The sequence below is a fragment of the Paenibacillus sp. CB74 genome, from assembly GCF_055687625.1.
Genome location: NZ_CM146009.1, coordinates 2,064,667 through 2,084,096 on the forward strand (window position 1 = coordinate 2,064,667; position 19,430 = coordinate 2,084,096).

Genomic DNA, 19,430 nt, shown 5'->3' on the forward strand with positions numbered 1-19,430 from the left:
AAATAGATAAATGTCTACATTATTATACAGAGTGGGGAAAACCGCTTTTAGCAAACCTGCAACCTTCATCATTGGCTGGGTATTAATTCTGGGAATTGTCATCTCCATGATCAGTATCAATGGCATTCACATCAGTTCTGAAATGAAGATTGAAGGCACAGAGTCGCAGAAGGTTCTGGATCAATTGGCCAAAGAACTGCCAGCCGCCTCCGGCGGTCAAGGAAGTGTTGTGTTCAAGGCACCGGACAATGAACGTCTGGATACGCCTGAACGTTTGGCTGCCATAATGAAAGGTGTTAATGAAGTTTACGGATTAGATAAAGTCATTAATCCTGCGGACTATGCAGCTGAAGTGGCTAATTCAGGTGCTACGGCGGAAATGGCTCAGAATGCTCAGGCTGCGGGTGCGGCTCAATCCGCAACAACCACGTCTCCTCCCTACGGACCTTTGATGGTGGATGGTGTTCCTGTACCTGGTATGCTGATCTCTTCAGACGGCAGTATCGCACTGTTCCAGTTCCAATTTACAATCGAGCAATCTGCCATCACGCAAGATGTATTTGATTCCGTGATTCAATCCGTTATGACGGTAGAGAACGGAACCAACATTACGGTCTTGCCAGGCGAGACGCTCAAAGCCGTATCGATTGGGGTCGGCTCCGCAGAGATTGTCGGACTGGTCATTGCTATCATCGTATTGCTGATCACACTTGGCTCCGTCGTTGCGGCAGGTCTGCCTCTGATCACTGCACTACTGGGTGTTGCGATCGGAGTAGGTGGAGCATTCTCAATCTCCAAATTCATCGAAATGCCAAGTGTCACTTCCGTACTGGCTCTCATGGTTGGATTGGCTGTTGGAATCGATTACGCCCTCTTCATTGTTAATCGCCAACGTCGAATGATCATTGATCAAGGCTTGAGCGCAAAAGAAGCAACAGCCAGAGCCATCGGCACATCAGGCAGCGCAGTGTTTTTTGCCGGATTAACGGTCATTATTGCACTGTGCGGTATGCTTGTCATCGGTCTCACATTCTTGTCTACGATGGCTTTGGTCGCAGCTGCCACCGTACTCATCAATGTATTCGTTGCTTTAACCCTGTTGCCAGCTTTACTGGGATTGGTGGGCGAACGGATCTGTTCCGCCAAAGCTCGTGAGAAAAGCACGAAACATCCTAAAGCCTCTAGCCACGGAGTTGCGGACAGATGGGTGAAATTCGTTATCAAAAATCGTTGGGTGACCATTATCGCCATCATCGTCATTCTTGGTTTTGCGGCGACACCGATCGCGAAAATGGAAATGGGCATCCCTGGCGCTTCCTCAGCCAATCTGGATACGGACGCAAGACAGAGCTATGATGCGATCTCGGAAGGCTTCGGAGAAGGATTCAACGGACCGCTTATTCTGGTTGCAGAGCCTAAGCAATCTTCTGCGAAAGTCACGCCAGAACTGTTGGGTGGCCTGATGATGGAGCTTCAAGGCCAAAACAACGTGGCACAGGTTACACCGCTCGGAATGACAGAGGATTTGGCTATCTTTAGTCTCATTCCTAAAACGGGTCCTAACGATACGCTCACTAAAACACTGGTCAATGATCTGCGCTCGGCTGATTCGAGTATCGCACAGACCTATGATGTGAAGCTTGGTGTTACCGGACTTACAGCGGTTAACATCGATATGTCAGCCAAACTGGCGCAGGTGTTCCCTATTTATGTAGGTATTATCATCCTGCTGTCACTGATCATCCTGTTACTCGTATTCCGTTCGATCATCGTTCCAATTAAAGCAACGATTGGCTTCCTGCTTAGTATCCTGGCTACATTCGGGATCACAACGGCTGTATTCCAATGGGGCTGGCTTCATTCGCTCTTTGGTTTCGATACCGGCGGACCGTTGCTGAGCTTTATGCCGATCATCGTGACAGGTATCCTGTATGGCCTCGCGATGGACTATCAGGTCTTCCTGGTTAGCTCCATGCGGGAATCCTATGTTCACGGTCATCGCGGCACTGAATCCGTCGTTCATGGGTACAACCAGGTCAGTCGCGTGGTCGTTGCCGCAGCAGTGATCATGGTCTCTGTATTCGCAGGGTTCATCTTCACCGATGATGTCATGATCAAGCAGATTGGTTTCACCTTGGCGGTGGGCATCCTAATCGATGCTTTCATCATCCGTATGGGCTTGGTCCCTGCCATCATGGCTATCTTTGGTGACAAAGCTTGGGCACTTCCGAAATGGCTGGATCGTATCCTGCCAAACCTGGATGTGGAGGGTGAGAAGCTAATCGCTACCCTTCATGCTGAAGAGCAAGCCAACACCAAGTCTGGATTAAAATAATCAGTCCACAACAATGGTAATAGTCACACCACGGCGACTCATTACGACTACATGCACCAATACAAAGACCTCCTCTGTTTTTATAAACAGGAGGTCTTTTTACTTCCCCGCATTTATGCGGTAATTTCTTCGATATGAACAGTACTTCTTGCAGATTTAGAAGCATTAACAAACGCGGCAAATAACTTTTGACTATAGTCATCTACGTTGTAGCTGTACTCCGGATGCCATTGTACCGCCAAAGCAAATGTCTGGTTCGGCATGACCACGGATTCGACGAGTCCGTCTTCAGCAATTGCCACGGCCATTAATTTATCCGATAACTGCTTGATCCCCTGATGATGATAACTGTTCACTTTTATCGTATCGGTTTGCAACATATCGTATAGGATATTATTCTTCTCAATATGTACATCATGTACAAGATTCGAATACGGCGGACTTTGCTTATGCTGGACGATCTTGTTCCCCTGAAGTTGAAGGCTAGTCGGAATGTCTTGATACAATGTTCCACCCAAAACAACGTTAAATAATTGTAGTCCCCGGCATATGCCAAAGGCAGGCTTATCAAGCTCAATTACATTCTGTAATAATATTGACTCCATGATATCGCGTTCAATACATAACTCTCCACAGGTAACCTCTACATACTCATCATATAGCTCAGGATTAAGATCATGTCCCCCGGTGAACAGGAACCCATCGAACGCATTAGCCAACGTTGCAATAATCTCGGTATCCGTTGTCAAAGGCAGCATAATTGGAATCCCGCCGGCTTCCTCTATTGCGTTCATATAATTCGGAAGCATCCAGTAACTTTTTTTGTCGGTATCGTACAAAGGCAGAACACCGATCATCGGCTTTTTCATGGGTTCCCCCTCCTATCTTTTCATTCATTTTATCAGATCTCTTCCTATACAAATCCACTGAATTATTGCATTATCCTACCTCTATTGTCTGCGAACGCGTCTCATCCGGAATGCTAGAAAGGATATGTTGAGGATGAGTGATCACATTCCTACTCCTCTCTCTTAGCTAAGCACAAAAAGACGCTCCCTTTGGGGGAACGCCTTTTGCTTAACACGTTTCGTTTCACGCTTACTTACCTCTACTCTAGAGCTTAAACCGACGAACCAATTCTTGCATATTCTCAGCTGTTTTGGATAGCTGTGCAGATGAAGCGGATATCTCCTGCATCGCCGCCATTTGCTCTTGGGCTGCTGCTGAAGTTGTCTGCGCGCTTTCAGCCGACACTTTAGAGATATGACTCATCGCAGCAACGGTAGCCGAGACTTCTTCCGTACTGGCTGACAACTGTTCGGAGACAGCGGATATATCCTGAATTTGATCCACGATATGAGTTGTATATTGTTCAATATTAGATATGGTTGCAGAAGCTTCTTGGCTGATCCGCATTCCCTCACCAACCTGATTGCGAACTTTATCATTCATAAGAGACGTGGATTTGGCAATCAGATCGAGCATTTTGCCAATGGTAGCGCCAATGTCGTCCGCACTCTGTTTGGATTGCATGGATAACGTGCGCACCTCACCAGCAACAACAGCAAAGCCTTTACCGTGTTCTCCTGCTCTTGATGCTTCAATAGAGGCATTCAGTGACAGAAGGTTGGTTTGCCGAGAGATATCCGCAATCGCTTCATTCATTCGATTGGCTTCGGTGGACAGACTGGACAGCTCATTAATCAATGCCGAGGTTTCTTCAACAGCTCCAAGAATATGTTCCATTTGTTCTCCGACCTGGTTAATGGTTTTCCCGCCATTAGCAACAGCGCGCTCCGTCTCTTCAGCGGAATCAACGATGGCACTCGCAGATTCTGCAATTGTACTGATGCCTCTCGCCATCTCTTCTACGGCATTCGCGGTTTGTTCGGAATTTTCCGCTCCAACGATAGCTGACTCCGCAGTCTGGTGCATGGTTTCCGCCACATGTTGAACCGATTGGGTGGTTTGTTCTGTACTCTCCTGAATCATCTGGGAAGAGTGACTTAACAACGATGATGTCTGATGAAGTTCGGCAACCACCGATTGAAGGGAAATGGTCATCTGGTCGAAATCATTGGCCAATATTCCAAATTCATTTTCAGTTTTAAGATTAACCCGTTCGGACAGATTCCCTTCGCTTACGCTGCGAGTGGCCTTTCTCAGTTTTTGCATAGGTACAATAAATGATCTCAGTATGAAGAAAATGATAACTCCAGAAATCAATACGGATACAGCAATGACGGTTAGACTCGATACCATGATGGGTTTCGCTGCGGCGATGAAGTCTTCATGGCCCATCAAAGCAATGACATTCCACCCCGTCAAGGCATTAACACCGTTATACACCTCCAGATCATACGCCAGATCTGTTCTGACAAACTGGGAAAATGCCATCGGGTCATCGGAACTTGAAGCCGTATTCGGATGAACGGGAATCCCCTCAATAAGCGCTCCGCCGAGCTCTCCTCCCCCACCTTTTACAATGGCACCGGACCAAGCTGCGATGGTTCGATTGGAGTCAACTACAATCAGGCTCCCATTACCTCCTACATCCACATCAGATATTTCTTTGGCTAATTGCTCCAGATCAAGTTTAATACTTGCTACACCTTGTTGATTTGAAAGAGCCTTTGACATTTCTACATAAATCTTCCCGGATACTGAATCTGTCATAATACTCGAAAAATAGAGTGATCCATTGTTACTCATACCATTGGAATACCATTCCGTGCTGCGTGGATCATATGTCGCTTCATCTATTGCTGGAGATGATATAACACTTCCTTGGTCGCTGCCCACAGTTATGCCAAGAATATCAGGATATGTATCTGCTAATTGCTCGATTCCTACTTGTACCGCTTCGGTATTCGCCTGACTGGGAAGGGAACCATACATACGGTCTATATAACTCAATAATTCTGCTTTTTCACCTACCAGATTGTTAATATGCTGTCCTGTCATCGTTAATATTGTGTTGATGGGATCTGTCATTTTTTGTTGCACCTGATCTTTGGCACTATGATACGAGAAATAACCGATAAGTGCAGTTGGGATAATAAGCACCGCAAGGAAGGCCGCAATGAGCCTAGTACTCATTAATCGTAAACTGGCTCCTCCTTTCTTATAAAATGACCTTTTTTTCTTTTTCTTTTCCAAAGTGAATCTTCCTCTCTTTATTCATTTTTGGTAGAATCAATCGGCAAGTAAACGCAAAAAAACCCATATATATACACACCCAAAGAAAGATTGAGCGTGTATATACATAGGTATTGCCTGAATGAATTCAGTAACAAGCCGTATTTGTTCGTATTATAGCATAAATAAAAAGGGTTTGTTAGCTATGATTGGTTCTTTATACCAGGCATCTGTTGTTTATATTCCGTAGGACTTAGCCCCGTGTACTCTTTGAACACCTTCGAGAAATAGTGTTGATCGCTAAACGACAGCAAATCGGATACTTCTTTAAACTTCATGTCTGGTTGACTTTCCATCAGTCTGCAGGCTTCCTGAATGCGAAGCTGGGTGTAATACTGAACAAACGTAATTTGTGTCGCATCCTTGATCACTCTGCTGACATATGACGGACTGACATGAAACTTCATGGCAATGTCGTTGATCGACAATGGAGAGTACTTATTTAGTTTTACGTAATCGTCAATCTGTTCGAACAGGATCGCCTTGCTTTTGCGGACGTGGGATTGCAGCATATCGAAGCACTGTCCCGTCCATTCCGTCAGATCCCGGCAAAAATCGGCATAAGACTGTGCATGGACGAATTGTTTTGCCCGAAGCTCCAACCCCAATCTCATGCCCGAACCCTGTTCCTCGTACAGATGGGCAAACGTGTCTACGATCAATCCAATAAACCGCTCCACTTCGGTCATATGTATATGATCCTCTGCCCATCGATTCAACAATTCGGATAACTTAAGAGCAAACCGTTCTTTCTGCCGAGCCTGTATCATCTGTACAAAAACAGATTCCAACACCGGATCCAGACAGCCTGACTCGGATCTGGCCATCGACACCGGATTCCCGGTATCCAACACTATTCCTTGTTTCAACCGTTGCTGCTCAGACATAATGGACGACATGCGGTGATAGAGTTCAGGCAGATTACCAGACTCAGCGAATAGGAGTTGTCCTCCAATGATCGCATCGATGTCATGCGCAACCAAATGCCGTCGCAACGCTTCAAGACATTCATGTACGGAAGAGTACACCTCAAGTGCACTTTTGTTGACAAAAACGATAAATTGATATGGGGTTTGACTGGTGTACACACGACAAGAATAGAATGCAAAAAAATTCTGCATGATAGCCTCAAGCTCCACCTGCACCCATCGTTCATGCCCTGCGGTGAAGGGTTGTTTGCTCATAATAATCATCATCTGGCTGAATAAGGGCGGAAAATCCTCCCCTTGTTTCAGCGCAGTCTCACATTGGGGATGAATGATCTCCTGCAAATCCAGCAGTTCCTTGGACATCTGTTGATCAAGTTGGTCAATTACCCGGCCCATGACTTCTTCAAGCGCTTCTCGCTCGACAGGTTTTAGCAAATAGTCAAACACTTGCAGGTTCAATGCTTTTCTTGTGTATTCAAAATCGCTGTACCCGCTAATTAGAATGACCTTCAGATCCGGATTGGCAAGCTTGGCTTGCTCAATCAGGGACAGTCCATCCATTTTTGGCATTCGAATATCCGTCAACAACAGATCAATCGATGACTGCTTTATCGCCGCCAAAGCCTCCTCTCCATTTGTGGCCGTAGCCGCTACACGAATCGGGAAGCTCAGCGTTTCCAGGAGCATTTTAATATTACGTAATATCGGTTTGCTATCCTCTACGATCATCGCATTATACATCGCCTATGCCTCCTAGTTATGTCGTGTCTCAAATCTGCTTCCTTCGGAGTTTTCAGACACGACCTAGTAAAAATCCTTCGTCAGTGAGCCGATGATTTGAATCGTTGCTCCATGTTGCTCTTCCGAATAATTGTTGAAAATATTAATAAAGAGCCGGTTGTTATACATTAGTTTGAGTCGATTGACACTGTTGATGATCCCCATATTACCAAGGGCTGTGGCACGATCGGCCGCCTGGTTCATTCCGAAACCCGATGCCTGAATATTCGCTAAAATCTCCTGGATCTTATCCGGTGGAAAGCCCTCTCCGTTATCCTTGATCTCCAGAGCCCATAATCCGTTGTATTGCTTCACGGTAATCCGGATATGCCAGGGTGGCGCGGTGTTGGCAAAGGCATGTTCAATGCAGTTTTCCACAAACGGCTGAATGACCAACCGTGGCAACCGGATTTCGTTTGCCAGCTCGTCAGCACAGATGTCCCACTCCAGGTCCTCCTCGTACTTTTGTTGGACAAGGGACAGGTAATGTCTCGTATGTTGAAGCTCCTCAGCCAAAGTCACATGCGCGTATGGTGAAGAGACAATATAACGCAGACTGTCCGAGAGATGTTTGCACATATCGGATACAACTTTGGTCTTCCCCTCTTGGGCGGCAATACTGATCAGATATAGAACATTATGAATAAAATGAGGTGCGATCTGGGCTTGCAGCGCAGAATTACGCGCCTTTACTTCTTCATGAAGCGCCGATTTTTCCCGGTCAATGGATTGTTGAAGCCTCTCCATCAGATCCTGAAAGGCTTCATTCAGCAACAATAGATCGTTATTTTTCGGCGTTTCATCCACTTTCAGATTCATATTGCTGTAGTTCATGCGCCAGATCTGGCTGCGTAGCTTGCGGATAGGCAGCAGCAGGTTACGCGTCGACAGGAAGATATACACGAACGAAACCAGCATCAGTGCTGTAATCAGCAGGATGGACATTGTCTGAACCGAATGGATCGAGCCTAGAACAGATTTTTTGGGCGTTATGATGTATGTAATCCAACCTGTACTCGGTGAAATAGAATGTGTGACGTAATTGTCGTCTTTGTCGACATCTAACCCCTCGTCTGATGAAGGCTTTGTCCAATTGGCAAATGTCTCACTAGCTTCCGTACCTGTCATCTGCTCTCCTTGTTCATTCAGAATATAGACTTCCCCTGCTGTAATGCCTTCCGTAAGGTTCTGTATATAAGCTTGTTCCATCTGAATGCTAAGATAACCGTACACCTTGCCATTCTGATCATTGATCGTACGAACAAAGGAAATGGTATCGACTTGGCGCAGCAGAACAAAACCACTTTCCGTCCACTCTCGTCCGATCTGACTACTCTCCATCAGGGTGTTCAGGATGGCGGGTGGATTACCCGAACCCAGATATGACGTCAGGAGAATGCCGTGATTGTCATAGATGGACATGTCCTTGATATTCATGCTCGGACCGATGGCCTGGAACATGATGTCTTTAATGATCCGAATCTGTTTCAGTCTTTCATAATTACTATGCGCTGAGGAGCTCTTGTCCATGGCTGCAAAAATATTTTTGCTGGATAATATTCGCTGTGACATCTGGTTCTGCTGCTCCACATAGAGATCAACTTGTTCTCTTACCTTCGTAGCGGTCACGAGCGTATCCTGCTCCGTTTTCAATTTGAGCGGACGGACAACGATCACATTCACATAAACGATAAAACAGCCCAGCACAAACAAAAGCAGAGCCAGAAACGTCAAAAACACCTTCGTCTGCAAACTGAATTGAGTTGTTTTATGTATGAACTTCGCCATTATTAGAGATACCCTCCTGTTCTGACATGATGTGAAATCCCTTACATTGATGTCTACTCTATCACGGTACTCCATGAAATGATAGCGATTTCAAGTTCAGGATTTTACACATCAACGTTCAAGCACAGACATGTACCGGGGAGAGAAAAAAATCTATAATCGGACTTGTAAACGGATTCACTACATGTTTTAGAGGGGGATTTGCATTGAAAACAATAAAAAGAAAAAAGGCGATTTCCATTATTCTGGCCAGTTTATTATCCATCTCATTAACCGCTTGTGGTTCAGGAGATACGGATTCAGGTACAGCTGCTGGCGGGGACAGCAAGAGTGGCAAGGTCACATTGGAGCTGGCAATCTCCAAAAGTTCTCAGGACTCTGCCTTCATTCAGCAGGACATTCTCGATGCATTTGAAAAACAAACGAACATTCGCGTCAACTTGCAGCTGATTCCTGCGGAACAAACGACGACAGTACTGCAAACCAAACTGGCAGTAGATGAAACGCCTGATATCATTCAGTACAATCTGGCGAGTGCTGTCACGGACCTGAACCTTGAACGGAACTTCGAGATTCTAGACAACGAACCTTGGGCAAGCAGAATTGTGAACAAGGACGTCCTCTCTTCCGGCGGCCATCTCTACAGCTTCCATGTCAGTCAGGATACGGGGATGCAAGGGGTAGTTTACAACAAACAAATCTTTGAAGAACTCGGGTTGTCGATTCCAACGAACTACGAAGAATTCCTGGCGATCTGTGAAAAAATCAAAGCAAGTGGCATTACACCTGTATTCATGCCATACAAAGATGCCTGGGCTGCCAACATCTGGCCCGCTGCAGCTTTTGCCGATTTTGTAGCCAAAAATGATCCGACGTTTTTTGATGAGTTGAACAGTAACAAGAAAAAATGGTCCGATATTCCCGAATTCAAAACATTCCTGGAACAACAGTATGAAGTGTACACCAAAGGGTACACCAACACCGATGTACTTAGCGACAGCTATGACATGGCAGTAGGTAAATTCCTGAACAAGGAAGTTGCCATGATGTTTATGGGTGATTGGTTAATTGAAGGCGTGGCCGAGCAAGATCCAAATATGGAACTGGGTGTATTCCCGATTCCGTCGTCGGATAATGCCAGTCTGGGTGCAAGTCCGCTCGGCGGACAACTGTTCATTCCGAAGAAATCCAAACATTTGGATGAAGCCAAACAGTTCCTCGACTATATCGCTTCCAAAGATGTCGCACAACAGATCGTGGATTCCAAAGGATACGTATCCAATTTCAGTGACGTTACTACTCCGGAACTGCCGGCATACAAACAGGATATTGTAGACAATTACATTACGCCGAAGAAAACCGTGCTAACAACGGATGCATACATGCTGGTGGATCGCAGTGAATTGTACCGATTGTTGCAGGATCAATTCGCTGGTGGATTGTCACCAGAAGAAGTGCTGAAATCCTGGGATGAGAAGTTCAGTCAGCTGATGCAGGATAAAGGAGTAGAAGGTTTCTAAAGAGTGAAATATAAGGCAGCATAACATGATCAATTGTTATGCTGCCTAGCTATAACGGAGTGTGAGACATGAAAAGGACTAAAAATCTATACTCGTATTACATGATATTTCCCGCACTATTGATCTACTCCATCTTTTTCGTTGTGCCTGCTCTCGCCGCTTTTTATTACTCATTCACGGATTGGCGGTTAGACCGGCTGGAGTTGAAGTTCATCGGGTGGGATAATTTCGAGAAAATTTTCTCAGACAAAACGCTGATTCTGGCGTTGAAAAACACAGCGATATTTGCGATTGTCACCGTTGTCGGCAAGAATGTCATCGGCCTATTGCTGGCCGTAGGACTTAACATGCGATTAAGAACGAAGAACCTGCTGCGTGCGATATTCTACTCCCCTTCCATTCTCAGCATACTCGTGATCAGCATTCTGTTCACTCCCATGTTGCGTACCGAAGGTACCATCAACAATTTGTTGGAATCTGTAGGATTACATTCGTTAAGCCAAGCTTGGCTGACCAACCCATCGATTGTAATCTGGACGATTGCCATCGTCTCCATCTGGCAGAGTGCCGGGTTCCAGATGGCCATCTATCTGGCAGGCCTGCAGTCCATTTCCCAGGAGTATTACGAAGCCGCCAAGATTGATGGCGCAAGTTCGTGGAGAAGTTTTTTCAAAATCACACTGCCACTCTTGCTGCCCGCCATTAACATTAACCTGATGCTGACGTTGATCGGTGGACTCAAAGTATTCTCCGAAGTATATGTCATGACCGGTGGTGGCCCGGGTAACGCTTCCCAGGTCGTAGGTACGATCATTCTGCGGTCTTTCGGCGAAGGCAACTGGGGACTTGGAACAGCGGTCAACACCCTTCTGTTCGTGGTCGTTACCATTATCGCTATACCGCTATTGATCTTCATGCGGCGTAAGGAGGTTACCGAATAACATGGGCTATACACGCAAACTCGCCATCCGTAACTATATCGTGGAAGGCTTCCTGATTCTGGCCTCTCTTATCGTTCTGTTGCCGCTTGTCATTCTGATCTTTGGCTCATTCAAAACCAGCGCCGAAGTGCTCAGCTTCTCCCTGAGTTTCCCGGAAACATGGCAGTTCTCGAACTATGTTCGTGTCTTCCAGGAAGGCGGTCTGTCGCGAGCATTCTTCAACAGTATTTTGATTACTGGCGTATCTTCCATCATTAATATCGTTGCTTCTTCTGCAGCGGCATTCATTCTGGCACGTCGGGAAACCAAACTATCCGGCACCCTCTACATGTATTTCTTTATGGGACTGATTGCGCCAATGTCCATTATCACGACCATACGGGTTGTACAGGGACTGGGGTTCTACGGCAGCATCACTAGCGTTATCCTGATCTATGCCGCGTTAAATACAGCCTTCAGCGTATTCTTGTACAGTGGATTCATTAAAACCATTCCACGAGCACTGGACGAAGTGGCTTTTCTGGAAGGAGCAAGTGTGTTCGGTGTGTTCTTCCGCATTGTCACACCACTCATCCTGCCCGTTAACGCAACGGTAGCGATCATGGTGTTCATGTCCGTCTGGAATGATATCACCATTCCGGTATACTTCCTGACAGACAGCTCCACTTGGACGATGCCACTATCGATCTACAATTTCTACGGCAAATATAGTCGGGACTGGAACCTGATCTTCGCCAATCTTGTGCTTACTTCGTTGCCTGTGTTCATTCTGTATCTATTTGGGCAAAAATATATCGTCAGCGGCCTTACTGCCGGTGCAGTTAAAGGGTAAGCCCTATATTCTCGCAAAACTCTAATACGTTAGGAATTCGAGGGAATTCATGTAGGAATCTATAAAGGCTTCAAGATAAACGTAAAGACCCACCTTAATTGGCGGGTCTTTCTTTGTTTGTTTTTGAAGTAATGTTCTGTAATAAAGTTTTACAATAACAGTAATATCTTCACGATTATTATTTGGGGTAAGTGTCATACAGATTCGCCGGTAACGCCTGCACAAACGGTGACCACTCGTTCGTTGTGTAGAGTTGAAGTCGGTGCATGGCTCGAGTGCAGGCCGTATATAGAAGCTTGCGATCATATTCCTGGCTGTAAGCTTCTGGTGAAGCATCATAGACCAGAACCGCATCGAACTCGACGCCTTTCGCAAGATACACAGGAATAACCATGATTCCTTTTTCAAAAATCTGTGTATCCTTCGTTATAAGTTGTAACCCTTCGCCTCCATGACTCTGTAACCTTTCATAGGCTTCCCGGCTTTCAGCTGCGGTCTTCGTTATTACAGCGATGGAATCGAACCCCTCTGCCTTAAGCGCAGTAATGTCTGCCAGAATACGCGCACCACGCTGCTTCTCGTCCTTCAATCTTGTTAAAAGAGGCTTCCGATCTCTCCTTTCAAAGGGTCTAATCTCTTCTCCCCCGGGTAACATGTGTCTCGTGAATTCAACAATCTCTTGGGTTGAACGATAACTTCGTATCAGGCGGATCAACGTGGTTTCAGCTTCTCCATAAAGGTGGATCAATGGCGAGTTGGACGCTGCTAACTCCGTAGCCTGCATAAAGATGGCTTGCCCGAAATCTCCAAGTACGGTCATGCGAGCACGAGGAAACAGTTTCTTGAGATATTCGTATTGAAACGCTGAATAATCCTGACCTTCATCCACGAAGACATAACGAATCTCTCTATTCGTCCGAACGCCCTCGATCAGTTCTTTTACATATAAATAAGGAGTAGCATCCTCATGGAAAAGCTTGTTCTGGAGGATCATCTCCCTGGTTTGTTTGCATATCTCAGCCCAATGCTGCGGGGGGATTGCCCCGTTCGTTCGTTCCCGATAAGCGGCTTCATCTGCAAATAGTTGTTCATATATCCCTTTCACATCCACGAACTGGAATTTCCGCACACTCTTCCTTAAAGGTTTAAACATGTTTTTCACCAGTTTCTGACGAAGCAATTCCTCTTCGCGCTCTGCAAAATCAAAAGCACCCTCATCTTGCTCTGCGCTGTTATTACCGTTATCTCGTGCTGCATACTTTTCCGCGACATCGAACACAGGCTTTTCTTTGTGAAGCATACCGTAAGCTTCCACATACTCATCGGTATCCAGATAATTCAACTCCTCCAGAACCCAGTCGGCTTCACGTTCCAGACGTTCCAGCATAACGAGTTCTCTCAGCAGCCATTCCTGCACAAGAAGAATTCGGTTGGACAGTGTCAGATTTTGATCCAAACTGTAAAACTGGGTCTTAATTCGGTCCGCAGTGATGAACTCACGTTCCCGAAATCGAATCCCATTGAACAGCATCCCCTCTCCTCCCAACCACTTCCCGTAGTTTTGGAGCACTTGAAGGAATGTCTCCGAAGCTTTATACTTGATCGCCTCCATACGAGCTTCATATCCTGGATTTCCCTGGGCTGTCAGCACATATTCAATCTGATCAAAGGCATCCTCTGGTCGTAAGGAGGAATCCAGCCAATAATTCAGATATTCCTGAAAAGTGGTCTGCTGCATGTTCTCTTCGCCAAGTTCCGGGAGTACGGTGGAGGTATAACTGGTAAACATCGGATTCGGAGAGAAAAGTACAATCTGATCTGCCTTAACGGTCTGCCGGTGTTTGTATAACAAGTAGGCCACTCGCTGTAACGCAGCGGACGTCTTGCCACTGCCAGCTGCTCCCTGAACAATGAGCATACGGCTTCGATCATCACGGATAATAGCATTTTGTTCCTTTTGGATGGTTGCTACAATGCTTTTCATTTGTGAGTCTGCACCTTTGGCGAGTACTTGCTGTAACAATTCGTCACCGATCGTCTCATTTGAGTCAAACATGCTAAGAAGCTGCCCGTGTTGGATCTGAAATTGACGCTTGAGCTCCATCGTACCCTCGATTTGTCCTGAAGGTGTGTCATAACTTGCTGGCCCCGGAGAGTGATCATAGTACAGACTCGCAATTGGCGTACGCCAATCATAGATGAGAAAGCTCAATCCATCTTCATCCATGAAGGAAGATACGCCGATGTAGATCTGTTCAGTATATGTCATGCCTTTTTCCTTATAATCGAAGCGACCAAAATACGGTGTCGGAAGTAATCTCTTTGTATTTTTCCATTGTTGCGTTAACAGCTTGTGCCCACGTTCCCTCTCGGCCAACACTCTCGATTGCTGATTAATGGTATAGAAGGCATCTTCAAAATCGGTGTACGAACCCGTGTTAATCGTCACTTCTTCCCAAAACCGTTTACGAATTTCGGCTGCCTGTTCATGCAGTCCTTCAACCTTTGGTTCTAAGTCGTCGAGTCTTGCCTGAAGCTTGCTCCTTACCTGCACTAATCTTTCCTCTTCCAACTTCCATTCAACGGTTTTATCCATGAATGAACCCACTTCCTTTTCCATTTATTAGGACCCCAAAAAAGAGCATTGACAAATCGGAATGTCGGATGTAAAATTAAATTAGGATAAATAATGATTCACCCTTTGTTCCTAATAAAAATGTCAATTGCGCTATAGATTATATCATGGCGTTTTTTCTAGTTCAATCTTTTTATTCACTGTCTGAGTTGGAGTTCATTCATAATTGATAATGCATAAGATGTTCCTTGAGTTACAAGGAGCATCTTTTTTTATGTCCTCGATCTAACGAATTCTGGGATTGTGAGAAGATTAGGCAATAGTTTGATAGAAATGTGGTACCCGCTAGTTCATTTGTTATGACATACTAATGGTGTAAATAGATCACCAGACCGGTGGCAATAATAAACATTAGAAAGGATATGAACATGACATGGAATATACGAAACTGGGTAACACTGGCTTGGACGTATCTCGATTTTGCCTAGGATGTATGGGGTTTGGAGACGCCAGTAAATGGGTTCATCAGTGGGTACTGAATGAAGAGGACTCTCGCCCCGTGATCAAAAAAGCGCTGGATCTGGGCATCAATTTCTTTGATACAGCGAATGTATATTCTCTGGGTACGAGCGAGGAGTACCTTGGTCGGGCGTTAAAGGATTTCGCTAATCGGGATGAGGTCGTTATTGCAACCAAAGTACATGGACAGATGCATAAAGGACCCAACGGTTCTGGCCTTTCCAGAAAAGCCATCCTGAGTGAGATTGATAAAAGCCTGAGACGATTGGAAACGGATTATGTAGATCTGTATATCATTCATCGTTGGGACTACAATACGCCTATTGAAGAAACCATGGAAGCCTTACATGATGTGGTGAAGTCCGGGAAAGTAAGATACATTGGGGCTTCAGCCATGTTCGCTTGGCAGTTCCAAAAGGCATTACATGTAGCAGAGAAACATGGTTGGACCAAGTTTGTCTCCATGCAGAACCACTTGAACCTCATCTACCGCGAAGAAGAACGTGAAATGTTACCGTTATGCAAGGAAGAAAAGATTGGTGTGACTCCTTACAGTCCTCTTGCTTCAGGCAGGTTAACCCGTGACTGGTCCGTATCGACCCTTCGATCCGAGACAGACGAAATTCAGAAATCCAAGTACAATGCGACCAGTGATGCAGATCGACTTGTGGTTGAACGGGTTGCATCCATTGCAGAAAAATACGGTGTCCCTCGTACACACATCGCACTTGCGTGGTTGCTACAAAAAGACACTGTAGCGGCTCCAATTATCGGTGCCACCAAATTATCACATCTGGAAGATGCTGTAGGTGCTCTTTCCATTAAGTTGACCTCAGAAGATGTCACATTCCTTGAAGAACCTTATGTACCTCATCCTGTAGTAGGTGCTCAATAGTAAATTTTCCTAAGAAAATGGAGAACCCCCCTATTTCCTCATCCGGAAGTCGGGGGTCTTTTATGTGTGCAATTTATTTTCGCCAAAATGTTGAACATTCTGCCTTATCCGCGATATTAAACTCAATTATTCTCTCAAGTAACGAATAATCAATCTCCTGTTTCCACTTCATTCGCACCAACTCTTTGGTATGATCATAACCGGCTTTAGTGATCTCTTCCGAAAAACGATTAATTCCTGCCTTCTCGGGAGCAACAGCCAAATGTTGCTTGGATACACTAAAACCAATAATGAAGGTATCATGGTCGGTAAACATCGGTTGGTTCCATGCAATTTTTTGTTTTAAATTCGGGAATCTTTCAGTGATCCAGTTCAAAACTTCTTCCGTTCGTGCCTGGTGTTCCGGGTTATCGATGCGTGCTATAAATTCTGCAAAGGTCTCCATTGGTTTCCCCCTATATCTGAAATATACTATTTAATTTGCCCCATTCAATCTCATTCTATCATGAATATCAAATTCAAAACCCGTATCTGCCTGATAACTCAAAACGATAAGTAGCTTGCTAAACTTTATATGTTTTCCTTAATCCAAGAACGCAACTGATCAGCACAGAATGCGCGTTCATCTGGATCGGATTGAGAACCCTTTGTCAGATAAAGTTGATCATTCACGTATCTGGGATAAACATGCAGATGATAATGCCATACATCTTGATTACCTGCAGGTTCATTATGCTGTCGTGTAGAGATTCCTTCACATCCATATGTACTTTTCATTGCCCATGCTGTAAGTTGAGCCGCGTAATGAATCTCAGCAGCGTAGTCCGCAGGAAGTTCAAAGATGTTCTCGAAATGTTGATTTGGAACAATAAGCACATGTCCTTTATTGTTTGGCCACCACTTGCCTGCTATAAATGCCGTTACCTTTTCATTCTGATAGATAATATCTCTTTGTTTGGTTCCCTGATCCGGTCGCTCGATACCCCAAATACAACAAAATGGACATTCATACCCTTCGGGCTGATGTGAAAATGATGCTGTCATCTTTCTCCTTCCACTCCTTTCAAGTTTCTTCAAGTAATTATTAGATTTAGCTAGCTTCACACCTATGTCTGTAGCAATTTCAAGATAGAATATTATAATAACAAACAACCTATATAAGTGGTAAATTATGCAGATAGATCTATTCCCTTTTTTTGTGTTAACCTCTTTAATGTTCTGTACAAAAAAAATATGGGGGTTACATAATTGAAAGTTTTAATTTCATTGGGAGGAGTATTCGTTCTCGTAGCTGCAGAATTACACTTCATTATCACTAACGGGAAGCATAATACTGCATGAAAAAATATTCTAATATCATTGTATTCCTCTTGGTTCTATTGATCATTGGTTCAACTTTTATTTTAATTGAGAACTCAACTCGCAAGAAAGAAATTGCGGTCAATTCGGATTATTATACTAGTTTTGTTTCGAGAGTACAGAATCTGAATGATACACTTTCTCAAACCAGTGAGGTACATTCTACTGGAGAAATCGAGCAAATGTTTGATGTTTATACTTCCATCATTTTAATAAATGACCGATTAACGCTCATCAAAGAACATACTGAAAATTTCTCTGATTATATAAATGTTCTTATCAATGACTTTCTAATATTTAGAAATGAATATGGTTATCTTGTAAAGGATCAATTAAAAGGAAACCGAACAGATTCTGAAGTACGTATAAAAGTAGCCAAACAGATCAAATTATTCCTGAATGACTTGCCTAAAGAATACCACGATTCAGAAGAATTTTCTGATCAGTTCAGTGCCGCTGCTAAGCATATTAAGCCATTGCTGCATCTTAACTTTTAATTTATTTGAGCCGCTGCTGCGGCTCTTTTTACTTAACCATATCATGCTGAAAGATTAAATATGAATTTTCACCAGAAAGGTGAGCTAAAAACGATCCTTCAATGAACAAGATAAAAAGCAGCTGACCTTATAGGCAGCTGCTTTATTCTATCTTTAACTATCCCTATCAATAATCACACTCCACACTTACATGGTGTTGATATCAATAACAAAGCGATATTTCACGTCAGAAGCCAGTACACGCTTGTAAGCTTCGTCAATCTGATCAGCCGAGATAACCTCAATGTTAGGCGCAATATCATGTTCTGCACAGAAATCAAGCATCTCTTGCGTCTCACGAATGCCACCAATCATGGAACCTGCGAATGAACGGCGATGACCGATCAGAGAAAATACGTTTACGGCTAATGGTTCTGGAGGAGCACCCACGTTCACGAGTGTACCATCCAGCGTGAGCAGTGAGAAATACGCGTTAATGTCAATATTGGCACTCACCGTGTTAATCATCAGATCAAAGGTTCCTGCAAGTTTTTCGAAGGTCTCGGGTTCGCTTGTGGCAAAGTAATGATCTGCACCAAATTGCAGTCCGTCTTCTTTTTTGCTCAAGGATTGGGAAAGGACCGTTACTTCCGCACCCATCGCATGTGCGATTTTGACAGCCATATGACCCAGACCACCCATACCTACAACGGCAACCTTCTTGCCTGGGCCAGCTTCCCAGTGATGAAGAGGTGAATACGTCGTAATACCGGCACACAGCAAAGGTGCAGCTGCATCAAGTGCAATGTTATCAGGGATGCGAACGACAAAATCCTCTACGACAACAATATGTGTTGAATATCCACCTTGCGTAGGTTCACCGTATTTGTCTACTCCAGCGTAAGTTTGAATATTTCCTTTGAGACAGTACTGCTCTTCACCTTTGCGGCAGTTAACACATTCACCACAAGAGTCGACCATACATCCAACCCCTACTCGGTCACCAACCTTATATTTGGAGACTCCGCTTCCTACATCAGTTACAATCCCGGCAATTTCGTGCCCAGGAACGAGTGGATAGTTCACAGGACCCCATTCACCGTGGGCAGTATGGATGTCAGAATGGCAGATACCGGCATATTTAATCTCGATTAATACATCATTGGTATCCAGATCACGTCGTTTAATTTCAGCACTTCTGAATTGTTGGTCTGGTCCGTCAACGGCTCTGGCTTTAGCTATAATCAATGGAATAACCTCCTCGTAATTGTAAGTACATAAAT

At 44.7% G+C, this 19,430-nt stretch carries 14 protein-coding genes; 6 read left to right on the forward strand and 8 right to left on the reverse strand.

Annotated elements, in window-relative coordinates; genetic code table 11:
* The first annotated feature begins 10 nt into the window (after positions 1-10).
* Entirely contained in the window at positions 11-2,335 is a 2,325-nt protein-coding gene (locus ACX9NY_RS09195) for an MMPL family transporter (protein ID WP_472478268.1), read from the forward strand.
* Between the two features lie 113 nt (positions 2,336-2,448).
* On the opposite strand, the gene ACX9NY_RS09200 is transcribed toward ACX9NY_RS09195, so the two are convergent.
* The 4 genes from ACX9NY_RS09200 to ACX9NY_RS09215 form a co-directional block, all read right to left on the reverse strand.
* On the reverse strand, positions 2,449-3,204 hold the full coding sequence (locus ACX9NY_RS09200) for a gamma-glutamyl-gamma-aminobutyrate hydrolase family protein (RefSeq protein ID WP_472478270.1): 756 nt from the start codon (positions 3,202-3,204) through the stop codon (positions 2,449-2,451).
* A 244-nt stretch (positions 3,205-3,448) separates the two neighbouring features.
* Positions 3,449-5,434 carry a methyl-accepting chemotaxis protein gene (locus tag ACX9NY_RS09205; protein WP_472478271.1) on the reverse strand — a complete coding sequence of 662 codons (1,986 nt, stop codon included), beginning with the start codon at positions 5,432-5,434 and terminating at the stop codon, positions 3,449-3,451.
* Positions 5,435-5,676: 242 nt separating this feature from the next.
* On the reverse strand, positions 5,677-7,203 hold the full coding sequence (locus ACX9NY_RS09210) for a response regulator (RefSeq protein WP_472478273.1): 1,527 nt from the start codon (positions 7,201-7,203) through the stop codon (positions 5,677-5,679).
* Between the two features lie 63 nt (positions 7,204-7,266).
* Entirely contained in the window at positions 7,267-9,030 is a 1,764-nt protein-coding gene (locus tag ACX9NY_RS09215; protein WP_472478275.1) for a sensor histidine kinase, read from the reverse strand.
* A gap of 206 nt (positions 9,031-9,236) precedes the next feature.
* Between ACX9NY_RS09215 and ACX9NY_RS09220 the strand changes: the two genes are divergently transcribed.
* The 3 genes from ACX9NY_RS09220 to ACX9NY_RS09230 all read left to right on the forward strand — a co-directional run bounded on the left by ACX9NY_RS09220 (position 9,237) and on the right by ACX9NY_RS09230 (position 12,323).
* Positions 9,237-10,550, forward strand: a complete 1,314-nt coding sequence (locus ACX9NY_RS09220; protein ID WP_253435486.1) for an ABC transporter substrate-binding protein — start codon at positions 9,237-9,239, stop codon at positions 10,548-10,550.
* 68 nt (positions 10,551-10,618) lie between these two features.
* Entirely contained in the window at positions 10,619-11,491 is an 873-nt protein-coding gene (locus ACX9NY_RS09225) for a carbohydrate ABC transporter permease (RefSeq protein ID WP_339242596.1), read from the forward strand.
* A 1-nt stretch (position 11,492) separates the two neighbouring features.
* The gene (locus tag ACX9NY_RS09230; protein ID WP_339242593.1) at positions 11,493-12,323 is read left to right on the forward strand and encodes a carbohydrate ABC transporter permease; all 831 of its coding nucleotides are present in this window, start codon (positions 11,493-11,495) and stop codon (positions 12,321-12,323) included.
* Between the two features lie 178 nt (positions 12,324-12,501).
* Here ACX9NY_RS09230 and helD read toward each other — a convergent pair whose 3' ends face one another.
* Positions 12,502-14,943: an RNA polymerase recycling motor HelD gene (helD, locus tag ACX9NY_RS09235; protein WP_472478278.1), complete on the reverse strand. Its 2,442-nt coding sequence runs from the start codon at positions 14,941-14,943 to the stop codon at positions 12,502-12,504.
* 388 nt (positions 14,944-15,331) lie between these two features.
* Here helD and ACX9NY_RS09240 point away from each other — a divergent pair, with 388 nt between their 5' ends.
* Positions 15,332-16,312, forward strand: coding sequence for an aldo/keto reductase (locus ACX9NY_RS09240; RefSeq protein ID WP_339261096.1), 981 nt, complete (start codon positions 15,332-15,334; stop codon positions 16,310-16,312).
* A gap of 73 nt (positions 16,313-16,385) precedes the next feature.
* On the opposite strand, the gene ACX9NY_RS09245 is transcribed toward ACX9NY_RS09240, so the two are convergent.
* Together ACX9NY_RS09245 and ACX9NY_RS09250 are read right to left on the reverse strand one after the other, a co-directional pair.
* On the reverse strand, positions 16,386-16,757 hold the full coding sequence (locus ACX9NY_RS09245; protein ID WP_339261094.1) for an iron chaperone: 372 nt from the start codon (positions 16,755-16,757) through the stop codon (positions 16,386-16,388).
* Between the two features lie 125 nt (positions 16,758-16,882).
* Positions 16,883-17,356 (reverse strand): HIT family protein, encoded by a 474-nt coding sequence (locus ACX9NY_RS09250; RefSeq protein ID WP_472478281.1) that lies wholly within the window; start codon positions 17,354-17,356, stop codon positions 16,883-16,885.
* A gap of 293 nt (positions 17,357-17,649) precedes the next feature.
* Between ACX9NY_RS09250 and ACX9NY_RS09255 the strand changes: the two genes are divergently transcribed.
* Positions 17,650-18,168: a hypothetical protein gene (locus ACX9NY_RS09255; protein WP_472478283.1), complete on the forward strand. Its 519-nt coding sequence runs from the start codon at positions 17,650-17,652 to the stop codon at positions 18,166-18,168.
* 186 nt (positions 18,169-18,354) lie between these two features.
* Here the strand turns inward: ACX9NY_RS09255 and ACX9NY_RS09260 are convergent, their stop codons facing one another.
* Positions 18,355-19,395: an NAD(P)-dependent alcohol dehydrogenase gene (locus tag ACX9NY_RS09260; RefSeq protein WP_472478285.1), complete on the reverse strand. Its 1,041-nt coding sequence runs from the start codon at positions 19,393-19,395 to the stop codon at positions 18,355-18,357.
* Between the last annotated feature and the right edge of the window lie 35 nt (positions 19,396-19,430).